Origin of the sequence: Sphingobium sp. 15-1 (assembly GCF_013375535.1) — a bacterium.
GTDB classification, from domain to species: Bacteria; Pseudomonadota; Alphaproteobacteria; order Sphingomonadales; family Sphingomonadaceae; genus Sphingobium; species Sphingobium aromaticivastans.
In genome coordinates this window covers 1,149,137-1,167,826 of record NZ_JABXJG010000001.1, presented here as the reverse complement: position 1 = coordinate 1,167,826, position 18,690 = coordinate 1,149,137, and the positions used below count along the sequence as shown (strand labels likewise).

Annotated in this window: 18 protein-coding genes; 4 read left to right on the top strand and 14 right to left on the bottom strand. The window is 63.1% G+C overall.

The window, feature by feature from the left end; translation table 11 throughout:
• Positions 1-200 precede the first annotated feature (200 nt).
• Complete coding sequence (locus HUK72_RS05350; RefSeq protein ID WP_176595856.1) at positions 201-2,777, top strand: TonB-dependent receptor; 2,577 nt, start codon at positions 201-203, stop codon at positions 2,775-2,777.
• A 53-nt stretch (positions 2,778-2,830) separates the two neighbouring features.
• On the opposite strand, the gene mtgA is transcribed toward HUK72_RS05350, so the two are convergent.
• The 4 genes from mtgA to HUK72_RS05330 form a co-directional block, all read right to left on the bottom strand.
• Positions 2,831-3,529, bottom strand: a complete 699-nt coding sequence (mtgA, locus tag HUK72_RS05345; protein WP_176595855.1) for a monofunctional biosynthetic peptidoglycan transglycosylase — start codon at positions 3,527-3,529, stop codon at positions 2,831-2,833.
• Positions 3,530-3,722: 193 nt separating this feature from the next.
• The gene (locus HUK72_RS05340; RefSeq protein ID WP_176595854.1) at positions 3,723-4,133 is read right to left on the bottom strand and encodes a GFA family protein; all 411 of its coding nucleotides are present in this window, start codon (positions 4,131-4,133) and stop codon (positions 3,723-3,725) included.
• A gap of 141 nt (positions 4,134-4,274) precedes the next feature.
• Positions 4,275-5,189 carry an RNA polymerase sigma factor RpoH gene (gene rpoH, locus HUK72_RS05335; RefSeq protein ID WP_176595853.1) on the bottom strand — a complete coding sequence of 305 codons (915 nt, stop codon included), beginning with the start codon at positions 5,187-5,189 and terminating at the stop codon, positions 4,275-4,277.
• A 75-nt stretch (positions 5,190-5,264) separates the two neighbouring features.
• Positions 5,265-6,215: an RluA family pseudouridine synthase gene (locus tag HUK72_RS05330; RefSeq protein ID WP_176595852.1), complete on the bottom strand. Its 951-nt coding sequence runs from the start codon at positions 6,213-6,215 to the stop codon at positions 5,265-5,267.
• 17 nt (positions 6,216-6,232) lie between these two features.
• On the opposite strand from HUK72_RS05330, the gene HUK72_RS05325 reads away from it, so the two are divergent.
• Together HUK72_RS05325 and HUK72_RS05320 are read left to right on the top strand one after the other, a co-directional pair.
• Positions 6,233-6,631 (top strand): M67 family metallopeptidase, encoded by a 399-nt coding sequence (locus HUK72_RS05325; protein WP_176595851.1) that lies wholly within the window; start codon positions 6,233-6,235, stop codon positions 6,629-6,631.
• A gap of 96 nt (positions 6,632-6,727) precedes the next feature.
• A complete protein-coding gene (locus HUK72_RS05320; RefSeq protein ID WP_176595850.1) occupies positions 6,728-7,381 on the top strand; it encodes a histidine phosphotransferase family protein in 654 nt (217 codons plus the stop codon).
• Here HUK72_RS05320 and HUK72_RS05315 read toward each other — a convergent pair.
• The 5 genes from HUK72_RS05315 to map form a co-directional block, all read right to left on the bottom strand.
• Positions 7,378-8,430, bottom strand: a complete 1,053-nt coding sequence (locus tag HUK72_RS05315; protein ID WP_176597755.1) for a nitronate monooxygenase family protein — start codon at positions 8,428-8,430, stop codon at positions 7,378-7,380. The two genes, HUK72_RS05320 and HUK72_RS05315, sit on opposite strands and share 4 nt — an antisense overlap.
• 50 nt (positions 8,431-8,480) lie before the next feature.
• On the bottom strand, positions 8,481-9,458 hold the full coding sequence (locus HUK72_RS05310; RefSeq protein WP_176595849.1) for an acyltransferase: 978 nt from the start codon (positions 9,456-9,458) through the stop codon (positions 8,481-8,483).
• A 142-nt stretch (positions 9,459-9,600) separates the two neighbouring features.
• On the bottom strand, positions 9,601-11,013 hold the full coding sequence (glnA, locus tag HUK72_RS05305; RefSeq protein WP_066558090.1) for a type I glutamate--ammonia ligase: 1,413 nt from the start codon (positions 11,011-11,013) through the stop codon (positions 9,601-9,603).
• 113 nt (positions 11,014-11,126) lie between these two features.
• Positions 11,127-11,465, bottom strand: coding sequence for a P-II family nitrogen regulator (locus tag HUK72_RS05300; RefSeq protein ID WP_007685085.1), 339 nt, complete (start codon positions 11,463-11,465; stop codon positions 11,127-11,129).
• Between the two features lie 254 nt (positions 11,466-11,719).
• Positions 11,720-12,550, bottom strand: a complete 831-nt coding sequence (map, locus tag HUK72_RS05295; protein WP_176595848.1) for a type I methionyl aminopeptidase — start codon at positions 12,548-12,550, stop codon at positions 11,720-11,722.
• 80 nt (positions 12,551-12,630) lie between these two features.
• Between map and HUK72_RS05290 the strand changes: the two genes are divergently transcribed.
• Positions 12,631-13,392, top strand: coding sequence for a molybdopterin-binding protein (locus HUK72_RS05290; protein ID WP_176595847.1), 762 nt, complete (start codon positions 12,631-12,633; stop codon positions 13,390-13,392).
• A 194-nt stretch (positions 13,393-13,586) separates the two neighbouring features.
• Here the strand turns inward: HUK72_RS05290 and HUK72_RS05285 are convergent, their stop codons facing one another.
• The 5 genes from HUK72_RS05285 to HUK72_RS05265 all read right to left on the bottom strand — a co-directional run bounded on the left by HUK72_RS05285 (position 13,587) and on the right by HUK72_RS05265 (position 18,683).
• The gene (locus HUK72_RS05285; protein ID WP_176595846.1) at positions 13,587-15,269 is read right to left on the bottom strand and encodes an acyl-CoA dehydrogenase family protein; all 1,683 of its coding nucleotides are present in this window, start codon (positions 15,267-15,269) and stop codon (positions 13,587-13,589) included.
• Positions 15,266-16,132: an enoyl-CoA hydratase gene (locus HUK72_RS05280; RefSeq protein WP_176595845.1), complete on the bottom strand. Its 867-nt coding sequence runs from the start codon at positions 16,130-16,132 to the stop codon at positions 15,266-15,268. The genes HUK72_RS05285 and HUK72_RS05280 overlap by 4 nt, the downstream gene beginning before the upstream one ends.
• Positions 16,133-16,143: 11 nt before the next feature.
• Positions 16,144-16,926 (bottom strand): SDR family NAD(P)-dependent oxidoreductase, encoded by a 783-nt coding sequence (locus HUK72_RS05275; protein ID WP_176595844.1) that lies wholly within the window; start codon positions 16,924-16,926, stop codon positions 16,144-16,146.
• Positions 16,923-18,176: a CaiB/BaiF CoA-transferase family protein gene (locus tag HUK72_RS05270; RefSeq protein WP_176595843.1), complete on the bottom strand. Its 1,254-nt coding sequence runs from the start codon at positions 18,174-18,176 to the stop codon at positions 16,923-16,925. The genes HUK72_RS05275 and HUK72_RS05270 overlap by 4 nt, the downstream gene beginning before the upstream one ends.
• 132 nt (positions 18,177-18,308) lie before the next feature.
• Entirely contained in the window at positions 18,309-18,683 is a 375-nt protein-coding gene (locus HUK72_RS05265; RefSeq protein WP_176595842.1) for a cytochrome c family protein, read from the bottom strand.
• Between the last annotated feature and the right edge of the window lie 7 nt (positions 18,684-18,690).

The window sequence follows — 18,690 nt, the reverse complement described above, 5'->3', positions numbered from 1 at the left end:
GTTATTTTGAATTCCATGAGTCCCTTAGGAACGGTGCGATCCGGCGGACGCTGCTGGTGATGGACGGCTGTTATATTGTCGTAAAACTGTAATCAGAGCATCACAGGGCCGTCGCCATCGGCCGCCACAGGCGGCGCCAGCTCCAAAGAGCAAAATAAAGCCGGCGCGACGCGCCAAACTGCTAAAGGGACAAAAATCAGATGAAACAGCTTCTTATGTGCAGCGCTGCGCTCGTCGCCGTGGCTGCGCCTATCGCCGCGTTCGCGCAGTCGACGGGTTCGATCGACTTTGAAAATGAGATCACCGTGACCGGCGCGACCACCCCGAAGGGACTGGCCGGCGTTGAACTGCCCGAAACGAGCAAGGCTCGCGGCGTTCTGAACCAGGAACTGATCGAGCGCCAGATTCCGGGGCAATCGGTCAACGACATCATCAACCTGCTGCCCGGCGTCAGCTTTCAGAACAACGACCCCTTCGGCTCGGCTGGCGGCACCATGTATATTCGCGGTTTCGACAATACCCGCATTTCGCAGACGTTTGACGGCGTTCCGCTGAACGATTCCGGCGGCTATTCGATCTATTCCAGCCAGCAGCTCGATTCCGAACTGATCGAGCAGGTCAACGTCAATCTCGGCACGACCGATGTCGACAGCCCCACCGCCGCGGCGACGGGTTCGACGGTCAATTACCGCACTCGCAACCCGACTGACGATTTCAGCGTGAAGGTCGTTGGATCGGCTGGCGATTTCTCCTTCTTCCGCATGTTTGGGTCGATCGATACCGGCGTGTTCACGCCCTGGGGAACCAAGGCCTTCTTCGCGGCCAGCAAGGCGACCAACGACACTATCTTCAATAATCGCGGCGAGATCAGCAAACAGCAATATAATGCCAAAATCTATCAGCCGATCGGTGATAATGGCGATTTCATCGCCATCGCGGCGCACTATAACGAAGCCTATAATAATCGCTTCGGTTCGGTGACGTTCCGCAACGACGGCGTGGGCGCCGTGCCCAGCCGTTTCCCGGAAAATCGCGACGAGCGCGACTATGTGATCCCCTATTGCACCACGCAGATGCCGGCGATTGCGGGCGTTGCGGATGCCGCGACGAGTTGCGGCTCGACCTTCGATGAGCGCGTCAACCCGTCGAAGACCGGCAACATCCGCATCAATTCCCGCTTCACGCTGGCGGACAATCTGATCCTGACGGTCGATCCGAGCTTCCAATATGTGCGTGCCAATGGCGGCGGTACGGCAACGGCGCGTGAAGGGTTCCGCGACATCAATCCGGGCAGCGGCGTCACCAATGCGGTCGGGTATCTCGGCGGCAGTCCCTATTTCGGCTATGACGTCAATGGCGACGGCGATCTGCTGGACTCGATCCGCGTGCTCGCGCCCAGCGAAACCAACACCCGCCGCTACGGCCTGATCGCTTCGTTGCGCTATAATTTTTCTGAGGATCAGTCGGTCCGTATCGCATACAGCCTTGATTATGCGCGGCATCGCCAGACCGGCGAGACCGAGTTCCTGCGTAATGACGGCCAGCCGCTGCACGCTTTCCCGGAGGAAGGCAATCCGCTCAAGGATGCGACGGGTTCGATCCTGCAGAAGCGCGACCGCTTCTCCAAGGCGATCCTCAATCAGCTCGCCGGTGAATATCGCGGCAAGTTCGACGCGCTGACGGTCACGGCGGGCGTGCGCGCACCCTTTTTCAAGCGCGACCTGAACAATTACTGCGCAACGTCGAGCGCCACCGGCTTTGTCGAATGCTTCGGCACGAACAGTGCGGGCGCGGCGCAATATGCGGCGCTCAACCCGACTATCCAGGGGCCGCAGCGCCGCATATTCAAATATAACAAGGTTCTGCCGAATATCGGCCTGACCTATGACGTGACCGATGCGCTAGGCGTGTTCGGCAATTATTCGAAGGGCTTGCAAGTTCCGGGCACGGACAATCTGTACAACAGCTTCTTCTTCGCGCCCGACACGGCATCGGCCAAGCCGTCGCCCGAAACCACGGACAATTTCGACCTGGGCGTGCGCTACCGCAGCAGCAAGGTTCAGGCGCAGCTATCGCTCTGGTACACCATCTACCAGAACCGTCTGGCGTCGGCCTATGACCCGGAAACGGATCGCACGCTGTACCGGAATCTGGGCCGCGTCGACAAATATGGCATCGACGGCAGCCTGTCCTATCGTCCGATCCCGGAGCTGGTCTTCTATGCCTTCGGTTCCTATCTGAAGTCGAAGATCAAGGATGACGTGTTGTACGGCGAATGCACTGCGGCCAACGTCTTGGCGGGTGTCGCGGGTTGTGCGGCGGCGGGTGATCCGATCTATGCCCAGACCAGCGGCAAGCGGGAATCGGGCGCGCCGGTCTACACCATCGGCGGTCGCGCGCAGGCGATCCTGGGTCCGGTCGAACTGGGCGTGCAGGTGAAGCGGACCGGTCCGCGCTACGTCAACGACCTCAACCGTCCGTTCACCCTGGGCGGGACGATCATCGGCGGCGTGGCCGTCAGCGGCGGCACGCAGGTCATGGACGCCAAGGCGCCTGCCTACACGCTGGTGGATCTGGATGCGCGCCTCAGCCTTGCGCCGCTGGGGATGGGCGAGAAGACCTATTTGCAGCTCAACGTCAGCAATGTCTTCGACAAGCTCTATTATGGCGGCTTCGACGGGCGTCTTGATTCCGGCTTTGCCGCGGCCAGCAACCTGCCCTTCGTGCAGATCGGTTCGCCACGGACCTTCATCGGCTCGGTGGTGTTCGGCTTCTAACCTGCCTTTCTGGTAGCGGAAAGAAAGGGCGCGGAGCGATCCGCGCCCTTTTCTTATTGGAGGCATTTGTCCAGGCCGTCGCGCTGGACGATGCCGATGCGGGAGGTGATGCTGTTGCCATAGCGGCGGGTGAAGCCGTGCGGATCGATGGCCTCGCGCTTCTTGGGGAGGGGCAGGACGGCGGCGAGGCGGGCGGCTTCGGCGCGGGTCAGGCGCTGGGCGCCGTGGTGGAAATAGCGGATCGCGCCGGCCTGCGCGCCATAGGTGCCGATCCCGGTTTCCGCGACGTTGAGATAGACCTCCATGATCCGGCGCTTGCCCCAGATCGCTTCGATCAGGAGGGTGAACCAGGCTTCCAGCCCCTTGCGCAGAAAGCCGCCGCCCTGGAACAGAAAGACGTTCTTCGCCGTCTGCTGGCTGATGGTGGAGCCGCCCCGGATGCGGCCGCCGCTGGCGTTGTGGCGCATGGCCTGGGCGATGGCGACGGCGTCGAAACCGTGATGGCTGCAAAAGCGGCTGTCTTCGGCCGCGATGGCGGCGCGGGCCATGTTCGGGTCCATCTTGTCCAGGCTCATCCAGTCCTTGGTGATGCCATGGGGGTCGAACAGCATCGTCCATGTCACGGGCGGGGGGACGAAACGATAGATCACCACCATCAGCAGCGACAGGGCGACGAAACCGCCGAGAAGCTTGAGGGCGATACGCAGCCAGCGCGAACGGCGGTGAGGGGAGGCGGACTTTTTGGCGGTCATAGCGTCGTCGTAACGGGATCGCCGGGCGGTTCAAGCCCTGGCTTTTGGGCATGTGGGCGAGACGGGCGGCGGGATGGAGCGACGTGAAAGCGCCGGCTTCCTGAAGTGGAATGGGTGAGTGCATTTACTCCTTCACTCGCGCCCATCCCTGGCCCTCCGGCTTGCGGGGAGGGGAATAGCGGGGGATCAACGGTTATGTTTGCCCGATGATGCGAGGCTCGCGGACATAGGCAAATTCTCCTTCGCCCGTCCAGGCGCGTCCATCGGGAAAACGCAGCTCCAGCCCGGCGAGGTCGCGCTCGTCCGCCAACAGCATGTTGACCCCCATCAGCGTATTTCCGAACTTCGACGCCGCGCTGGCGGTCAGGTTGAAATGGGTCGTCGACCCGCAATCCTCGCAGAAGCGGATTTCCGCTGCCGGATCGGCCTTGTCCTGTCTGCAATATCCCTTTGCCGCGCCATCGACGCTGACCTCCGAGGGGTGGAAATAGCTCCAGCGGGCGCCGGTCTTGCTGCATAAAGTGCAGTTGCATTCATGGATGTAATCCGGTCGCTTGGCGAGTTCGACGCGTATCTGGCCGCAGAGGCAGGAAAGTTTGATCATTTCCAAGCGCCTATCAGCAAAGCCGTTCGTTCGACAGCGGCCTTTTCGCACCCCGTCCCTGACCCTTTTCCATTCTTGCGCCTGCCTGTCATAAAAAAGCCCCGGATCGCTCCGGGGCCATTTTTCTCAATATGGATCGGATCAGGCGGTGGCCAGCCGGGCGATCTTGCCCAGCTTGTCGCCCGCGATCCGCATCATCGCCTTTTGCAGCTTTTCAAAGGCGCGGACCTCGATCTGGCGGACGCGTTCCCGCGACACGCCATAGACCTGGGAGAGTTCCTCCAGCGTCTTGGGTTCCTCCGCCAGGCGGCGTTCGGCCAGGATATGCTTCTCGCGGTCATTCAGGTCGTCCATCGCCTCGACCAGCATGTCGTGGCGCAGTTCGCTTTCCTGCCGGTCAGCGACGCGTTCGTCCTGCAACGGATCGGTGTCGGCCAGCCAATCCTGCCACTGGCCCTCGCCATCCTCGCGCATCGGCACGTTGAGCGACGTGTCGCCGCCCATCGCCATGCGGCGGTTCATGGAGACGACATCATCCTCCGTCACGCCCAGATCCTTGGCGATCTTGGCCACGTCGTCGGGATGCAGGTCGCCATCCTCAAAGGCTTCGATATTGTTCTTCATCCGGCGCAGGTTGAAGAACAGCTTCTTCTGCGCCGCGGTGGTGCCCATTTTCACGAGGCTCCAGGACCGCAGGATGAATTCCTGGATCGACGCGCGAATCCACCACATGGCGTAGGTCGCCAGGCGGAAGCCGCGATCCGGCTCGAACTTCTTCACGCCCTGCATCAGACCGATATTGCCTTCGGAAATCAGCTCGCTAACCGGCAGACCATAGCCGCGATAGCCCATGGCGATCTTAGCCACCAGGCGAAGATGCGACGTCACGAGCTGGGCCGCGGCCTCTGAGTCCGCATGCTCGGCATAGCGCTTCGCGAGCATATATTCCTGCTCGGGCGTCAGAATCGGAAATTTGCGGATTTCCGACAGATAGCGGTTGAGGCTGGCTTCACCGCCCAGCGCAGGAACCGCGGGGACATTGGTCTTTCCGGCCATGTCGTCACCTTTCCCTTTCATGCGCGGCGGAACCCAGAAGAGGCGTTCGAAGCGCCGTCGCAAACTTGTCCAAATCTATACGTGAAGCTCGCTTAACAGTTCCTGCATATCGGCAGGGAGCTGGCTGTCGAAGCTGAGCGCCTCACCCGTTACAGGATGTATGAACCCCAGCCTTTTTGCGTGCAATGCCTGCCTTTTGAAACCCAGCGTTTCCAGTATCGATTTGAAACCTTTTCTCTCTCTACCGTAAACCGGATCCCCGATCAAGGGGTGTCCCAGATGCGCCATATGCACGCGCACCTGATGCGTGCGCCCGGTTTCCAGCCTGCATTCGACTAAGGCCGCGCCACGCAGCTTCTGCAACGTTCGATAATGAGTCACGGCATGTTTGCCGCGTCCTTCCCGATGAACCGCCATTTTCTTTCGATCGGCGTCGGAACGGCCGATCCACGTATCGATCGTGCCCGCGCCTGGCTGTGGCACGCCATAGACGATCGCAGCATAGAGCCGGTCGATCGAATGCGCGGCGAACTGCTGCGCCAGCCCTTCATGAGCGCGGTCTGACTTGGCAACGACCAACAGGCCGGAAGTATCCTTATCAATGCGATGAACGATGCCGGGCCGCGCCACGCCGCCAATGCCCGACAACTGGCCTTCACAATGATGGAGCAGCGCGTTGACGAGCGTGCCGTCCAGATTGCCCGCCGCCGGATGGACGACAAGGCCTGCCGACTTGTCGATGACGATCAGGTCGGCATCTTCATGGATGATGGTGAGGGGAATGTCCTGCGCCACTGCCCCGGCCTCTACCGGAGGGGGGAGGGTGATCGCGAAGGCCTGCCCGGCCGCGACCTTCATGGAAGGGGTCGATGAGAGGCCCGACGTCGTCACCTGCCCATCGACGATCAGAGCCTTCAGCCGTTCGCGCGACAGGTCGGGCACCAGTTCGGCAAGCGCCTTGTCGAGCCGCATGCCGTTCTGCGCCTCGCTGATCGTCGCTTCTATGATGGAAACCCCCGGACCCATTGCGTAGGGATGTAGGAATGAAGGTCGGGATTTCAAGAGGGCTGTTGGAACAAATCATGTCCGAAGCGGCGGCGGACCCGCATGAGGTTTGCGGCCTGCTGTTGGGCGAGGCAGACCGGATCGGGGCGATCCTGCCCGCCGCCAATGTCGCGCCCGATCCGGCACGCCATTTCGAGCTGGACCCGGCGGTGCTGATCGCGGCGCATCGGGCGGCGCGGGGGGGCGGGGCGCGGATCGTGGGGCATTATCATTCGCATCCGGGGGGCGTGCCGGTCCCTTCGGCTACCGATGCGGCTTGCGCGGCGGCCGACGGCAGTCTGTGGCTGATCGTCGGGGGCGGCATAGCGCGGCTTTGGCTTGCAACGGGCCAGGATGAAAATGCACGCTTTGTTGAGGCTTCGCTCGTTATCTTGTGAGCGAAAGGCGGCGGGCCGGGCTTGCATCATGCGGCGGGGCAGCGCATTAGCCATTCATTCCCTTCCTGATTTTCTTTCCGGCGGCAGCGAAACTTCATGACCCATCCGACCGATAGCATCGAATTTGCCAGCCTGCTCTGTTCACGGCTGTGCCATGATTTGCTCAGCCCCGTGGGCGCGCTCAATAACGGGTTGGAGCTGATGGCGGATGAGACGGACCCGGAAATGCGGCAGCGCTGCCTGGATCTGCTGGCGGACAGCGCCAAGACTTCGGCCAACAAGCTGAAATTCTTCCGTCTGGCCTTCGGTTCGGCGGGCGGTTTCGGGGACGCGGTGCCGACGCATGAGGCGCGGGTCGCGATCGAGGGCATGTTCGCCGCTACGGGGCGGGTGAAGATCGGCTGGCTGGTCGAGGATGACATACTCGACAAGCTGCCGGTGAAGGTGCTGCTGAATTTGGCGTTGATCGCGGGCGATGCGCTGGTGCGCGGCGGTCAGCTCGACATCGGCGCGGAGAAGCGGCCGGGCGTCACGGAAATCGTGGTGCGGGCGGAGGGGCCGAAGCTGGTGCTCGATCCCGATCTGCGCGCCGCGCTGGCGGGGACTTTGCCGCCGGAAGGGCTGGCTTCGCGGACGTCGGCGGCCTGGATGGTGCGGGCGCTGGTGACGAGCGCCGGGGGCGAGATCGCCCTGTCGCCCGCCGGGGAACCAGTGCTGCTGTTCGGAGCGTCCATTCCCGACGTGCGTTAAGCGGGTTCCTGCAATTCCTTTGCCAACAGGGCGATGAGATCGGCGGCGGGCATGGCGCGGGCCAAGGGCGCGCCTTGCCCGGCCCATTGCGCGCCGAAGCCGCCTTCGCCCTTGGCTTTTGCGGCGGCATTGAGGGCTTTCCCAGCGTCATAGGCGATGGGGTAGGCGGGGGCTTCCGGTCTTGTCTCGCTACCCCATGCGGTGAAGCGGTTCGCCAGGCAGCGGGCAGGGCGGCCCGAAACGGCGCGGGTCATGATGGTGTGATGGGCTGCCGGACTGGCGAGCGCGGCGCGATAGGCCTGGTCGGCACTGCTTTCGGGACAGGCGATGAAGGCCGTGCCGAGCTGGGCGGCGACGGCGCCCAGATCAAGCGCGGCGCGGATGCCCTGACCGTCCATGATGCCGCCGGCGGCGATGACGGGCAGGCCGCATTGGATGGCGAGCAGGCGGGTGAGCGCGAAGGTGCCGAGCTGATCGTCGGGCGCTTCGGGATCGAAGGCGCCGCGATGGCCGCCCGCTTCATAACCTTGGGCGACGATGGCGTCGATGCCCGCTTCCTTTGCGGCCTGTGCCTCCGTCATATTGGTCGCGGTGGCGAGCAGGAGGCATCCGGCTTGCTTGAGCGCGGCGATGCGGATTGGGTCGGGCAGGCCGAAGTGGAAGCTGATCACGGGCGGCGCGAGGTCGACCAGGACGGCGAGCATCTCCTCATCCTCCACGAAGCTGCGGTAGATTTCGCGGAGCGTGGTCGGCGGTTCGGCACCGTGGCTGCGGAAGAGCGGCGTTAGGGCGGTAAGCCATGCCGCTTCCCTGGCCGGATCGCTGCGGGCGGGTGCATGGGTGAAGAGGTTGACGTTGAACGGGCGGGCGGTCTGGGCGCGGACGGCCTCTATCATGGAGCGGGCGCCTGCCGCGTCGGTCGCGCCGACGGCGATCGAGCCGAGCGCTCCGGCGTTGGAAACGGCAGCGGCCATGGCGGGTGTCGAGACGCCAGCCATGGGCGCCTGAATGATGGGATGGGCCAAGCCCAGCGACTCGATCAGCGACATACCGCGATTTTTGGACATGGCGGCGCATCATGCAACCGGGGGGATAGCCCCTATAGGGTTTGCCCACTGGCTTTGCGCGCCAGGCTGATCCTCCATCGTCCCGCCCGGCTGAACATCTCCTTCAGCGGGATTTCGATATATTTATGGGCAAGGACGCCTGCGACGATGGAGGCGAGGATTGCGATGACGCCGCCGCCTGCATGGCCCTCTCCGAAAAAGAGCAAGGTCGGGAGCAGAACGAAGAGATGCGACAGATAGATGGCGTAGGAGGTTTCCCCAAGGAGCGAGGGCAGGGGCCAGTCCTTCAACTGATGGTCGAATGACCGGGCCGAGGCCAGAATCAGGGCGACCGGCATGGTGACGGTGAGCGGACGCATGTCCGTCCACTGCGGTGCCAGGGCAAGCAGAAGAAAACCAAGCGGCGTCAGCCATCCGGGAAGCCGGAAATCGAAATGGGCGATCAACATGCCGGCGACGAAATCGAGCAGGATGGGCTGGCCATAATAAGCAGCCAGGGGTGGAACATTCGGGAACTGGCTGAGGGACGAGGCCAGGATGAGCATCGACGCCAAAGCAGGAATTGCGATCCGCCGGGGCAAGGGCAGGAAGAGCGCGAACAGGGCGTAGAAGGCCATTTCGAAATTGAGCGTCCAGCCGACGGGAAGAACAGGGCCGTCCGCTATGCCCAGGGATGGCAGGAACAGGATGGAGGACAGGATTTTCCACCCGTCATCCTCACCCGTGCCGACGACGATGCAGGCGGTTGCGATCCAGTAAAGCGGTCCGATCCTTTTGATGCGCCGCCAGAAAAAGGATGCGGGATCGGGTGGCGATGCCGATGTAGATACCACCATCACATAGCCGGAAATTCCGAAGAACAGCCCTACGCCTTCTCTCAACCACAGGGCTGTGGAGGGGTCGTCCACCGTCATCAGATGATAGGAGAAGACATGATAGGCGACCACCATCATCGCCGCGATCATGCGCAGATAATGGATGGATCGAATGCGGCGGGAACCGGGCGACATGGGCTTTTCATCGCAGCCCTCGGTAAATCCGCGGTAAACTCTTGGAGCAATGGGCGATTTTCTTTGGTGGCCCGATTGGCGGCAAAGAAAAGACCCGGTTGCTTGCGCAACCGGGCCACTTTTCCGAACAGTCCTGAGAAAATCAGGCGCTGTAATACATGTCGAATTCGACCGGCGAGGGAGCCATTTCCCAACGGTACACTTCGGGCCACTTCAGTTCGATATAGGCATCGATCTGGTCCTTGGTGAACACGTCGCCCTTCAGCAGGAACTCGTAATCGGCTTCCAGGCTGTTCAGCGCTTCGCGGAGCGAGGCGCAAACGGTCGGCACCTGGCTCAGTTCTTCCGGCGGCAGGTCATAGAGATTCTTGTCCATCGCGGCGCCCGGATGGATCTTGTTCTCGATGCCGTCGAGGCCGGCCATCAGCAGTGCGGCGTAGCACAGATAGGGGTTGGCCATCGCGTCGGGGAAGCGGAACTCGACGCGCTTCGCCTTGGCACCGGCGCCGTAAGGAATACGGCAGGAGGCCGAACGGTTGCGAGCCGAATAGGCCAGCAGAACCGGCGCTTCGAAGCCCGGCACCAGACGCTTGTAGCTGTTGGTGGTCGGGTTGGTGAAGGCGTTCAGAGCCTTGGCATGCTTGATGACGCCGCCGATGAAGTAGAGGCACATGTCGGACAGGCCGGCATAGCCTTCGCCCGCGAACAGCGGCTTGCCTGCGTCCCAGATCGACATGTGGGTGTGCATGCCCGAACCATTGTCCTGCGCGATCGGCTTCGGCATGAAGGTCGCGGTCTTGCCATAGGCCTGGGCGACCATCTGCACGACATATTTATAGATCTGCATGCGGTCGGCGGTCTGGACCAGCGTGCCGAAGGTTAGGCCGAGTTCGTGCTGGGCAGCGGCCACTTCATGGTGGTGCTTGTCGCAGGGCAGGCCCATTTCGAGCATGGTCGAAACCATTTCGGCGCGGATGTCGGTGCAGGGATCGACCGGCGCGACGGGGAAATAGCCGCCCTTGGCGCGCGGACGGTGGCCCAGGTTGCCGCCTTCATATTCCTTGCCGGTGTTGGTCGGCAGTTCGATATCGTCGATCTTGAAGTAGCTCTGCGAGTAGTCATTCTCGAAGCGCACGTCGTCGAACATGAAGAATTCGGCTTCCGGGCCGACATAGACGGTATCACCGAAACCGGCCGACTTGACGAAGGCTTCGGCCCTCTTTGCGGTGCTGCGCGGGTCGCGGCTGTACAGTTCGCCGGTGTCGGGCTCGACGATGTCGCAGAAGATGATCAGCATCGGGGTAGCGCTGAACGGATCGACATAGACGGCGTCCAGGTCGGGCTTCAGGATCATGTCCGATTCGTTGATCGCCTTCCAGCCTTCGATCGACGAACCGTCGAACATCAGGCCCTGGGTCAGTTCATCCTCGCCCAGCACCGAAGACACCATGGTCAGGTGCTGCCACTTGCCCTTGGGATCGGTGAAACGGACATCGACCCACTCGATCTCCTTTTCTTCGATCATCTTCAGGATGTCTTTAGGCGTGTTAGCCATGTGAACCGTGCCCTTCTTTCATGAATACCCCCCCGAAGGGGTAGGTTGATGTGGTCAGCCGCCAAGACTCTTGGAAATCATCTCCTGCAAGCCGGCGAGAAGTCGGTGGAAAATCAGATGGCGTCGCTGTCGCGCTCGCCGGTGCGGATGCGGACCGCGCCTTCGATGTTGGAAATGAAGATCTTGCCGTCACCGATGCGGCCGGTCTGCGCGGCGGCTGAAATCGCCTCCACCACCCGCTCCGCGAGCGAGTCGTCGACCACGACCTCCAGCTTCACCTTGGGCAGGAAATCCACCACATATTCGGCGCCGCGATAGAGTTCGGTATGCCCCTTCTGACGGCCGAAACCCTTCGCCTCGGTGACGGTGATGCCCGAAACGCCGACTTCGTGAAGCGCTTCCTTCACCTCGTCGAGCTTGAACGGTTTGATGATCGCTTCGATCTTCTTCATCTTCAATTATCCCAACTCAAACGCGCGCCAAATGGCGGGTATGGTCCCGCCCTTCGTCCTGATCGAGTGACGATCATCATGCCCCCCGAAGGCACGCGCCGCCTCTCTTCCTAATCAATTACCGTGCCAAATAGCGAATCGCCGGAAACTGCTTTCTGCGATGCAACAACTTTTGTCCATATTGCCCGGATTCCGGGCAATATCATGACGTGTTGCCCAAATTTTGGGCAGGCCAAAAGGCCTGCCTCCGATGATCAGAGCTTATAAGGCGGCGCGTCGAGACCCGCCGGGCTCTTGGTGAAGATTTCGCAGCCGGTTTCGGTGATGCCGATGCTGTGTTCGAACTGCGCCGACAGGGTCCGGTCGCGAGTCACCGCCGTCCAGCCATCCTCCAGCATCTTCACGCCGGGTTTGCCGATGTTGATCATCGGCTCGATCGTGAAGAACATGCCGGGTTTCAGCTCAGGGCCAGTGCCGGGGCGGCCGACATGGACGACCTCCGGACTGTCGTGGAACACGCGGCCGAGGCCATGGCCGCAGAAATCGCGGACCACGCCATAGCGGTGCTTTTCGGCGTGGCGCTGAATGGCGTAGCCGATGTCGCCCAGCGTGTTGCCGGGCCTGGCCTGCTCAATGCCCAGCATCAGGCATTCATAGGTGACCTCGACCAGACGGCGCGCCTTGATGGGCGCTTCGCCGCAAATATACATGCGGCTGGTGTCGCCATGCCAGCCGTCGACCAGCGGGGTCACGTCGATATTCAATATATCGCCGTCCTTCAGCTTCTGATCGCCCGGAATGCCGTGGCAGATGACGTTGTTGAGCGAGATGCAGCAGCTATGGGTATAGCCGCGATAGCCCAGAGTCGCCGGCACGCCGCCGCCGTCCAGCGTCATGCGGCGGACGATGTCGTCCAGCTCTCCGGTGGTGACGCCCGGCACGACATGCGGCACCAGCGCGTCCAGTATTTCCGCGGCCAGCCGCCCGGCCTTGCGCATGCCTTCGAAACCGGCCGCGTCATAGAGCTTGATCGCGGTCGAGCGGGAAATCGGCGCGTCCGCCGTCATCGTCATATATTCGGTCATGGGCGTGATTATAGGCAGGGACGCGGCATAATGCGAGGGGGCGGCTAGGCAGGGCGCGCGGCAGAGGCTATGGCCAGCCCATGGCCGACCCCACCCGCATATGGACCGCAGCGCTGATCGTGATCGGTGACGAGATTCTCTCGGGCAGGACGCAGGACAAGAACGTGTCCCAGATCGCGACCTGGCTGAATGTGCAGGGCATCCGCCTGCGCGAAGTCCGGGTGGTCGCGGATGAAAGCGACGCGATCGTGGAGGCGGTGAATGCGCTCCGGGCACGGAACGATTATCTGTTCACGACCGGCGGCATCGGGCCGACGCATGACGACATCACTGTCGATGCCATCGCCGCCGCGCTGGGCGTGGAGGTGGAGATTCATGCCGAAGCGCGGGCGATGCTGTCGGGCTATTATGAGACGCGGGGCGGGCTGACCGAAGCGCGGCTGCGCATGGCGCGGGCCCCCGCCGGGTCCAGCCTGATAGAGAACCGCATGTCGGGCGCTCCGGGCCTGCGGCATGGCAATATCTTCATCATGGCGGGCGTGCCGCATATCACCGCCGGGATGTTGGACAGCCTGACCGGGACGCTGGAGGGCGGCCTGCCCGTGCTGTCGGCCACCATTGGCTGCTGGGTGGCGGAAAGCGAGATCGCGGACCTGCTGGGCGCGACGGAGCGGGCGCATGAGGGGTGCCAGATCGGCAGCTATCCCTTTTTCCGCGAGGGAAAGACCGGGGCGAATTTCGTGATCCGCTCGGTTGACCCTGCGGTGCTCGACCGGTGCGTGGCGGATTTGAGCGCGGCCTTGGAGCAAGGCGGTTGGCCGGTAGTGGCCGGGGGGATTTGATGGGCTGAGTGCTGGTTTGGGTGGAGAGCGGACATTGTGATGTTCGCCCCAAGATGAACCGTGCTCCTGCGCAGGCAGGAGCCCAGTTCAGACGGTGCGATGATCCACTGGCGGCAGGACTGGGCTCCTGCCTGCGCAGGAGCACCGTGTGCTTAGTGGCTAATAATGACTGCAATTAGCCATCAGCCGCTCTCTCAATTTCCTCCGTCCAGCAGCCTTCGGGCGATCACCTGGGCCTGAATTTCCCCCGCGCCTTCGAAGATGTTGAGAATCCGCGCGTCGGCCAGCAGGCGGCTCACCTGATATTCCGTCGCGAAGCCGTTGCCGCCGTGAATCTGCAGCGCATTGTCCGCAGCCGCCCAGGCGATGCGGGCGCCGATCAGCTTGGCCATGCCGGCCTCCAGGTCGCAGCGCTTGCCTTCGTCCTTCCGTCGCGCCGCGAAATAGGTGAGCTGGCGGGCGCCCATGATCTCTGCCGCCATCATCGCCAGCTTGTTGGCGACGCGGGGGAAGTCGAAGATCGGGCGACCGAACTGCTTGCGATCGAGGGCGTAGGAAAGCCCAATGTCGAGCGAGGCCTGCGCCACGCCGATGGCGCGGGCCGCCGTCTGGATGCGGGCGGATTCGAAGGTGGCCATGAGCTGCTTGAAGCCCTGTCCTTCGATCCCGCCGAGTAGGTTCTGCGCGGGCACGCGGAAATCGTCGAAGCCGATCTCATACTCCTTCATGCCGCGATAGCCGATCACCTCGATCTCGCCGCCGCTCATGCCGGGGGTAGGGAAGGGATCGGCCACCGTGCCGCGCTGCTTGGGCGCGATCAGCATGGAGAGGCCGCTGTAATTTTTCGTCTCGGGATTGGTGCGGACCAGCAGGGTCATTACGTCAGCCCGCGCCGCGTGAGTGATCCAGGTCTTGTTGCCGTTCACCTGATATTCGCCATCGGCCAGCGTGGCGCGGGTGCGCAGCGAACCGAGGTCGGAGCCGGTATCCGGCTCGGTGAAGACGGCGGTCGGCAGGATCGAGGCATTCGCGATCTGGGGCAGCCAATGGGCCTTCTGCTCCTCCGTGCCGCCGGTCAGGATCAGTTCCGCCGCGATTTCGGACCGCGTGGCGAGCGAGCCGACGCCGATCCAGCCGCGTGAAAGCTCCTCCGACACGACGCACATGGCGGTCTTGCCCATGCCGAGGCCGCCAAACTCTTCAGGAATGGTCATGCCGAACACGCCCATCTCGCCCAGTTCCTCGACCAGCGGTAGGGGGATCAGTTCGTCCTTGAGGTGCCATTCATGCGCGAAAGGCGCGACCTTCTCATTCGAGAGGGCGAAGAATTGCTCGCGGATCATGGTGAACATGTCGTCCAGCCCGCAATTTTCCAGCGTCGCATGGCCGCGCTGGGCGACGAGATGACGGGCGATGCCGGATTTGACCGCCTGTCCGCCGCCCTGCCGGACGAGGGTCCGGAAAGCGAGGGCGTCGAGCGCCGACAGGTCGTCGGTCAGGTCCGTGGCGCGGATCACCTCGCCCTGGTTCATCGGGATGCCGCCCAGCATCTGCGCGCCATATTCAGCGAAGAGCAATTGGGCGAGCAGCGCCTCGATTTCTCCGAACGCGCCGTCCGCCGCCAGATTGGCGGCCCAGTTGGCGACTTCCCGCATCATCTCCGCATAGGAGGCGAACCAGCCGAAGCCGTGGACGATGTGCTGTTCCACATCGGCCAGCACGCGGTCGACCTGGCCCTTGTCATTGGTGATGCGCGCCTTCACCTGCGGCTGGGCGGCGGAGACGAAGGCCTGGGCCGCGTCAGCCGCGCCCGAAAGCAGCGCCGGGAGGTCGGGGAGGACCAGCACCTTTTTCTCCAGTTCCACGGTTGCGGTCATCCTTCGCCTGCCTGCTTCTTGTTGGAGGCCGCCATCGCCTTGGCATCCAGGCCGCCGACCAGATTGCCGGTCATGAGCTGATTATGCGCATGGGCAAGGTGATGCATATGGAACACGCCGTCCATCGCCTGCCGCTTGCCGCGCAGATCCTCCACGAAGTTGAACGCCTGCTTGGTCAATGCCAGCCCGAAGCGGTCATGCTGGGCGATCTCGGCGGCGATCTTCGCCACTTCCTCGCGCAATGTTTCGCGAGGGAAAATCTCGTTCACCATGCCGAACTGATAGGCGCGCTGGGCGGGCATCCTCCGCCCGAGCAGCAGCAGTTCCCGCGCCACGCGTGGCGGCAGTTCGAAGGCATGGGCGAAATATTCGACCCCCGGCTGCGCCATGCGCTGCACCGGGTCCTGGAAGAAGGCATCCTCCGACGCGACGATCAGGTCGCATACCCAGGCCAGCATCAGCCCGCCCGCGATGCAGGCGCCCTGCACCATGGCGATCATCGGCTTGGGAATCTCCTGCCAGCGACGGCAGAGGCCGAGATAGCCGTCCTGCTCCAGCACATATTGCCGTTCGGCGCCGCCCTTGTTGAGATGGTCCCACCACATGGTCGTACGGAAGCGCGGCATGTGGCTGTCTTTCTCCGGCGTGCCGATGTCATGGCCAGCGGAGAAATGCTTGCCCTCGCCGCCGAGTACGATGACCTTGACCTCATCATCCTCGACCGCGCGCTTGAAGGCGTCGTCGAGCTGCCCCAGCAGCCGGTAATTCTGCGCATTGCTATATTGCGGGCGGTTGAGCATCACCCAGGCCACGCCATCCTCGACCTTGTAGGTCACGAACTCAGGCTGCACTTCCTCGGACATAGTGTCTCTCCTCAGCGCGGCGGCATGCGCAGGCCGCCGTCCAGCCGCACATATTCGCCGTTCCAATAGTCATTCTCGATCATCGACAGCGCCATGGCCGCGAACTCTTCCGGCTTGCCGAAGCGCTTGGGGAAGGGGACCGTGGCCGACAGCGCATCGCGCACCTTGTCGCTCGCCCGCGCCATCAGCGGCGTGTCGAAGATGCCGGGCAGGATTGCGTTGACGCGAATGCCTTCGCCCATCAGGTCGCGGGCCATGGGGAGGGTCAGGCTGACGATGCCGCCCTTCGACGCGCTATAGGCCGCCTGGCCGATCTGGCCGTCCACCGCCGCCGCGCTGGAGGTGTTGATGATGACGCCCCGCGCCCCGTCTTCCAAAGTGTCCAGCGTCAGCATGCCCGCCGCCGACTTGGCGCAGCAGCGGAAGGTGCCGATCAGGTTGATCTGGACGATCCGCTCGAACTGGTCGGTCGGGAAAGCCTTGATCGCGCCGGTTTCGCGGTCGCGGGCGGCGGTCTTGACGACATTGCCGGTGCCCGCGCAGTTGACGATGATCCGTTCCTGCCCATGGGCGGCGCGGGCCTGTGCGAACCCGGCATCGACGGAGGCTTCGTCGGTCACGTCGACCTTGCAGAAGGTGCCGCCGATTTCCGCCGCGACCCTGTTCCCCGTCTCCTCGTTGAAGTCGAACAGGGCGACCTTCACCCCCTTGGCGGCGAGGGCGCGGGCAGTCGCTTCGCCCAGGCCGGAGGCGCCGCCGGTCACGATGGCGGATACGCTGTTGTCGAGTTTCATGCTTCTGTCCTCTCCTGGGCAGGGCGTTGGGCGATCGCTCCCTCGGCGGCCAGCGCGTCGAGCGCGGCGTCGTCGAGGCCGAGCCACTGGCCCAAAATCTCACGGCTATGTTCGCCCACGCGGGGCGGGCAATATCGGTAGTCGGCGGGCGTGGCGGACAGCTTGCCCGGATAGGCGACGGTCGGGATTTCCACGCCATCCTCCTCGCGGCGATAGCAGTGGACGGTGCTCCGCGCCTCGATGAAGGGGTCTTCGAACACGTCCTTGATCGTGTTGACCGGCCCGGCGGGCACGCCCTTCGCCACGAAGCGCGCCATCAGCTCGTCGCGGGGGAAGGGGCGGACGATGTCCTGCACCTTCGCCTCGATCTCGTCGCGGTTGATGAGCCGCTGGGCGCTGGTGGCGAAGCGGGGATCGGTGCCCAGTTCCGGATGCCCCATTTCCGTGCAGAAGGCGCGGAATTGCCGGTCATTGCCGATGGCGATGATCATCACGCCGTCCGCGACCTCGAACGTCTTGTAGGGCACGACGGTCGGATGGCGGTTGCCCAGCCGCCCCGGCACCACATTGCCGACCAGATAGTTCATCCCCTGATTGGCGAGCATCGCGATCTGGGTGTCGAGCAGCGACACGTCGATCTGCTGCCCTTCGCCAGTGCATTCGGCATGGCGCAGCGCCATGAGGATCGAGACGGTGGCGAACATGCCGGTCGACAGGTCCGCCATCGCCACGCCTGCGCGCAGCGGGCCGCCATTTTCCTCCCCGGTGATGCTCATGAAGCCGCCCATGCCCTGCGCCACGAAGTCGTAGCCGCCCCGGTCGGCATAGGGGCCGGTCTGGCCGAAGCCGGTGATCGAGCAATAGACAAGGCGCGGGTTGATCGCGCGGAGGCTCTCATAATCGAGGCCATATTTTTTAAGGCCGCCGACCTTGAAATTCTCCACCAATATGTCGGCTTCCGCCGCCAGCTTGCGGATGAGGTCCGCGCCCTGCGGCGTGGCGAGGTTGATCGCGGCGGATCGCTTGTTGCGGTTGCAGGAGAGATAATAGGCGCTGGTGCCGATCTCCGGCTCCCCATCCGCGCCGGTCAGATAGGGCGGCCCCCAGGCGCGGGTGTCGTCGCCATGGCCGGGCAGCTCGATCTTGATCACGTCCGCGCCGAAATCGGCCAGGATCTGCGTCGACCAGGGACCGGCGAGAACCCGCGAAAGGTCCAGCACCTTCACCCCTTCGAGAGCGCGGGCGTTCATGCCCACGCTCCCATCGTCATCTCTCCGGAAAACCGCATCCGCTCCCATCTTTCTGCTGCATCGCTTGATTCAACAGATAGCGGGACTGGGCGGCTAGTGCAATGATTTTTGCACTATAGGATAGTTTTCAGATCATTTCTTGGTCGCGCTGGCCAGATAGGCGATCAGATTGGCGCGATCCGCCGGATTGGACAGGCCCGCGAAGATCATCCTGGTGCCCGGCACCTTGGCGGTCGGCTTGGTCAGGAACGCGTCGAGCGACTTGGCGTCCCAGCGAATCTTGGCGTTCTTCATCGCGGGGGAGTAAGTGAAACCCGCCACCGTGCCCGATGTGCGGCCCATCACCCCGGCCAGCGACGGCCCGAGCCGGTTCGCGCCCGGATCGACCGAATGGCAGGCCATGCAGCGGGCGAAGACCGCCTTGCCCTTGGCGGCGTCGCCTGTCTGGGCGAGAGCGGGACTCGCGATCAGCATGGCGGTGGCGAACGCGGCGAATTTCGAAATCATCTGTTAT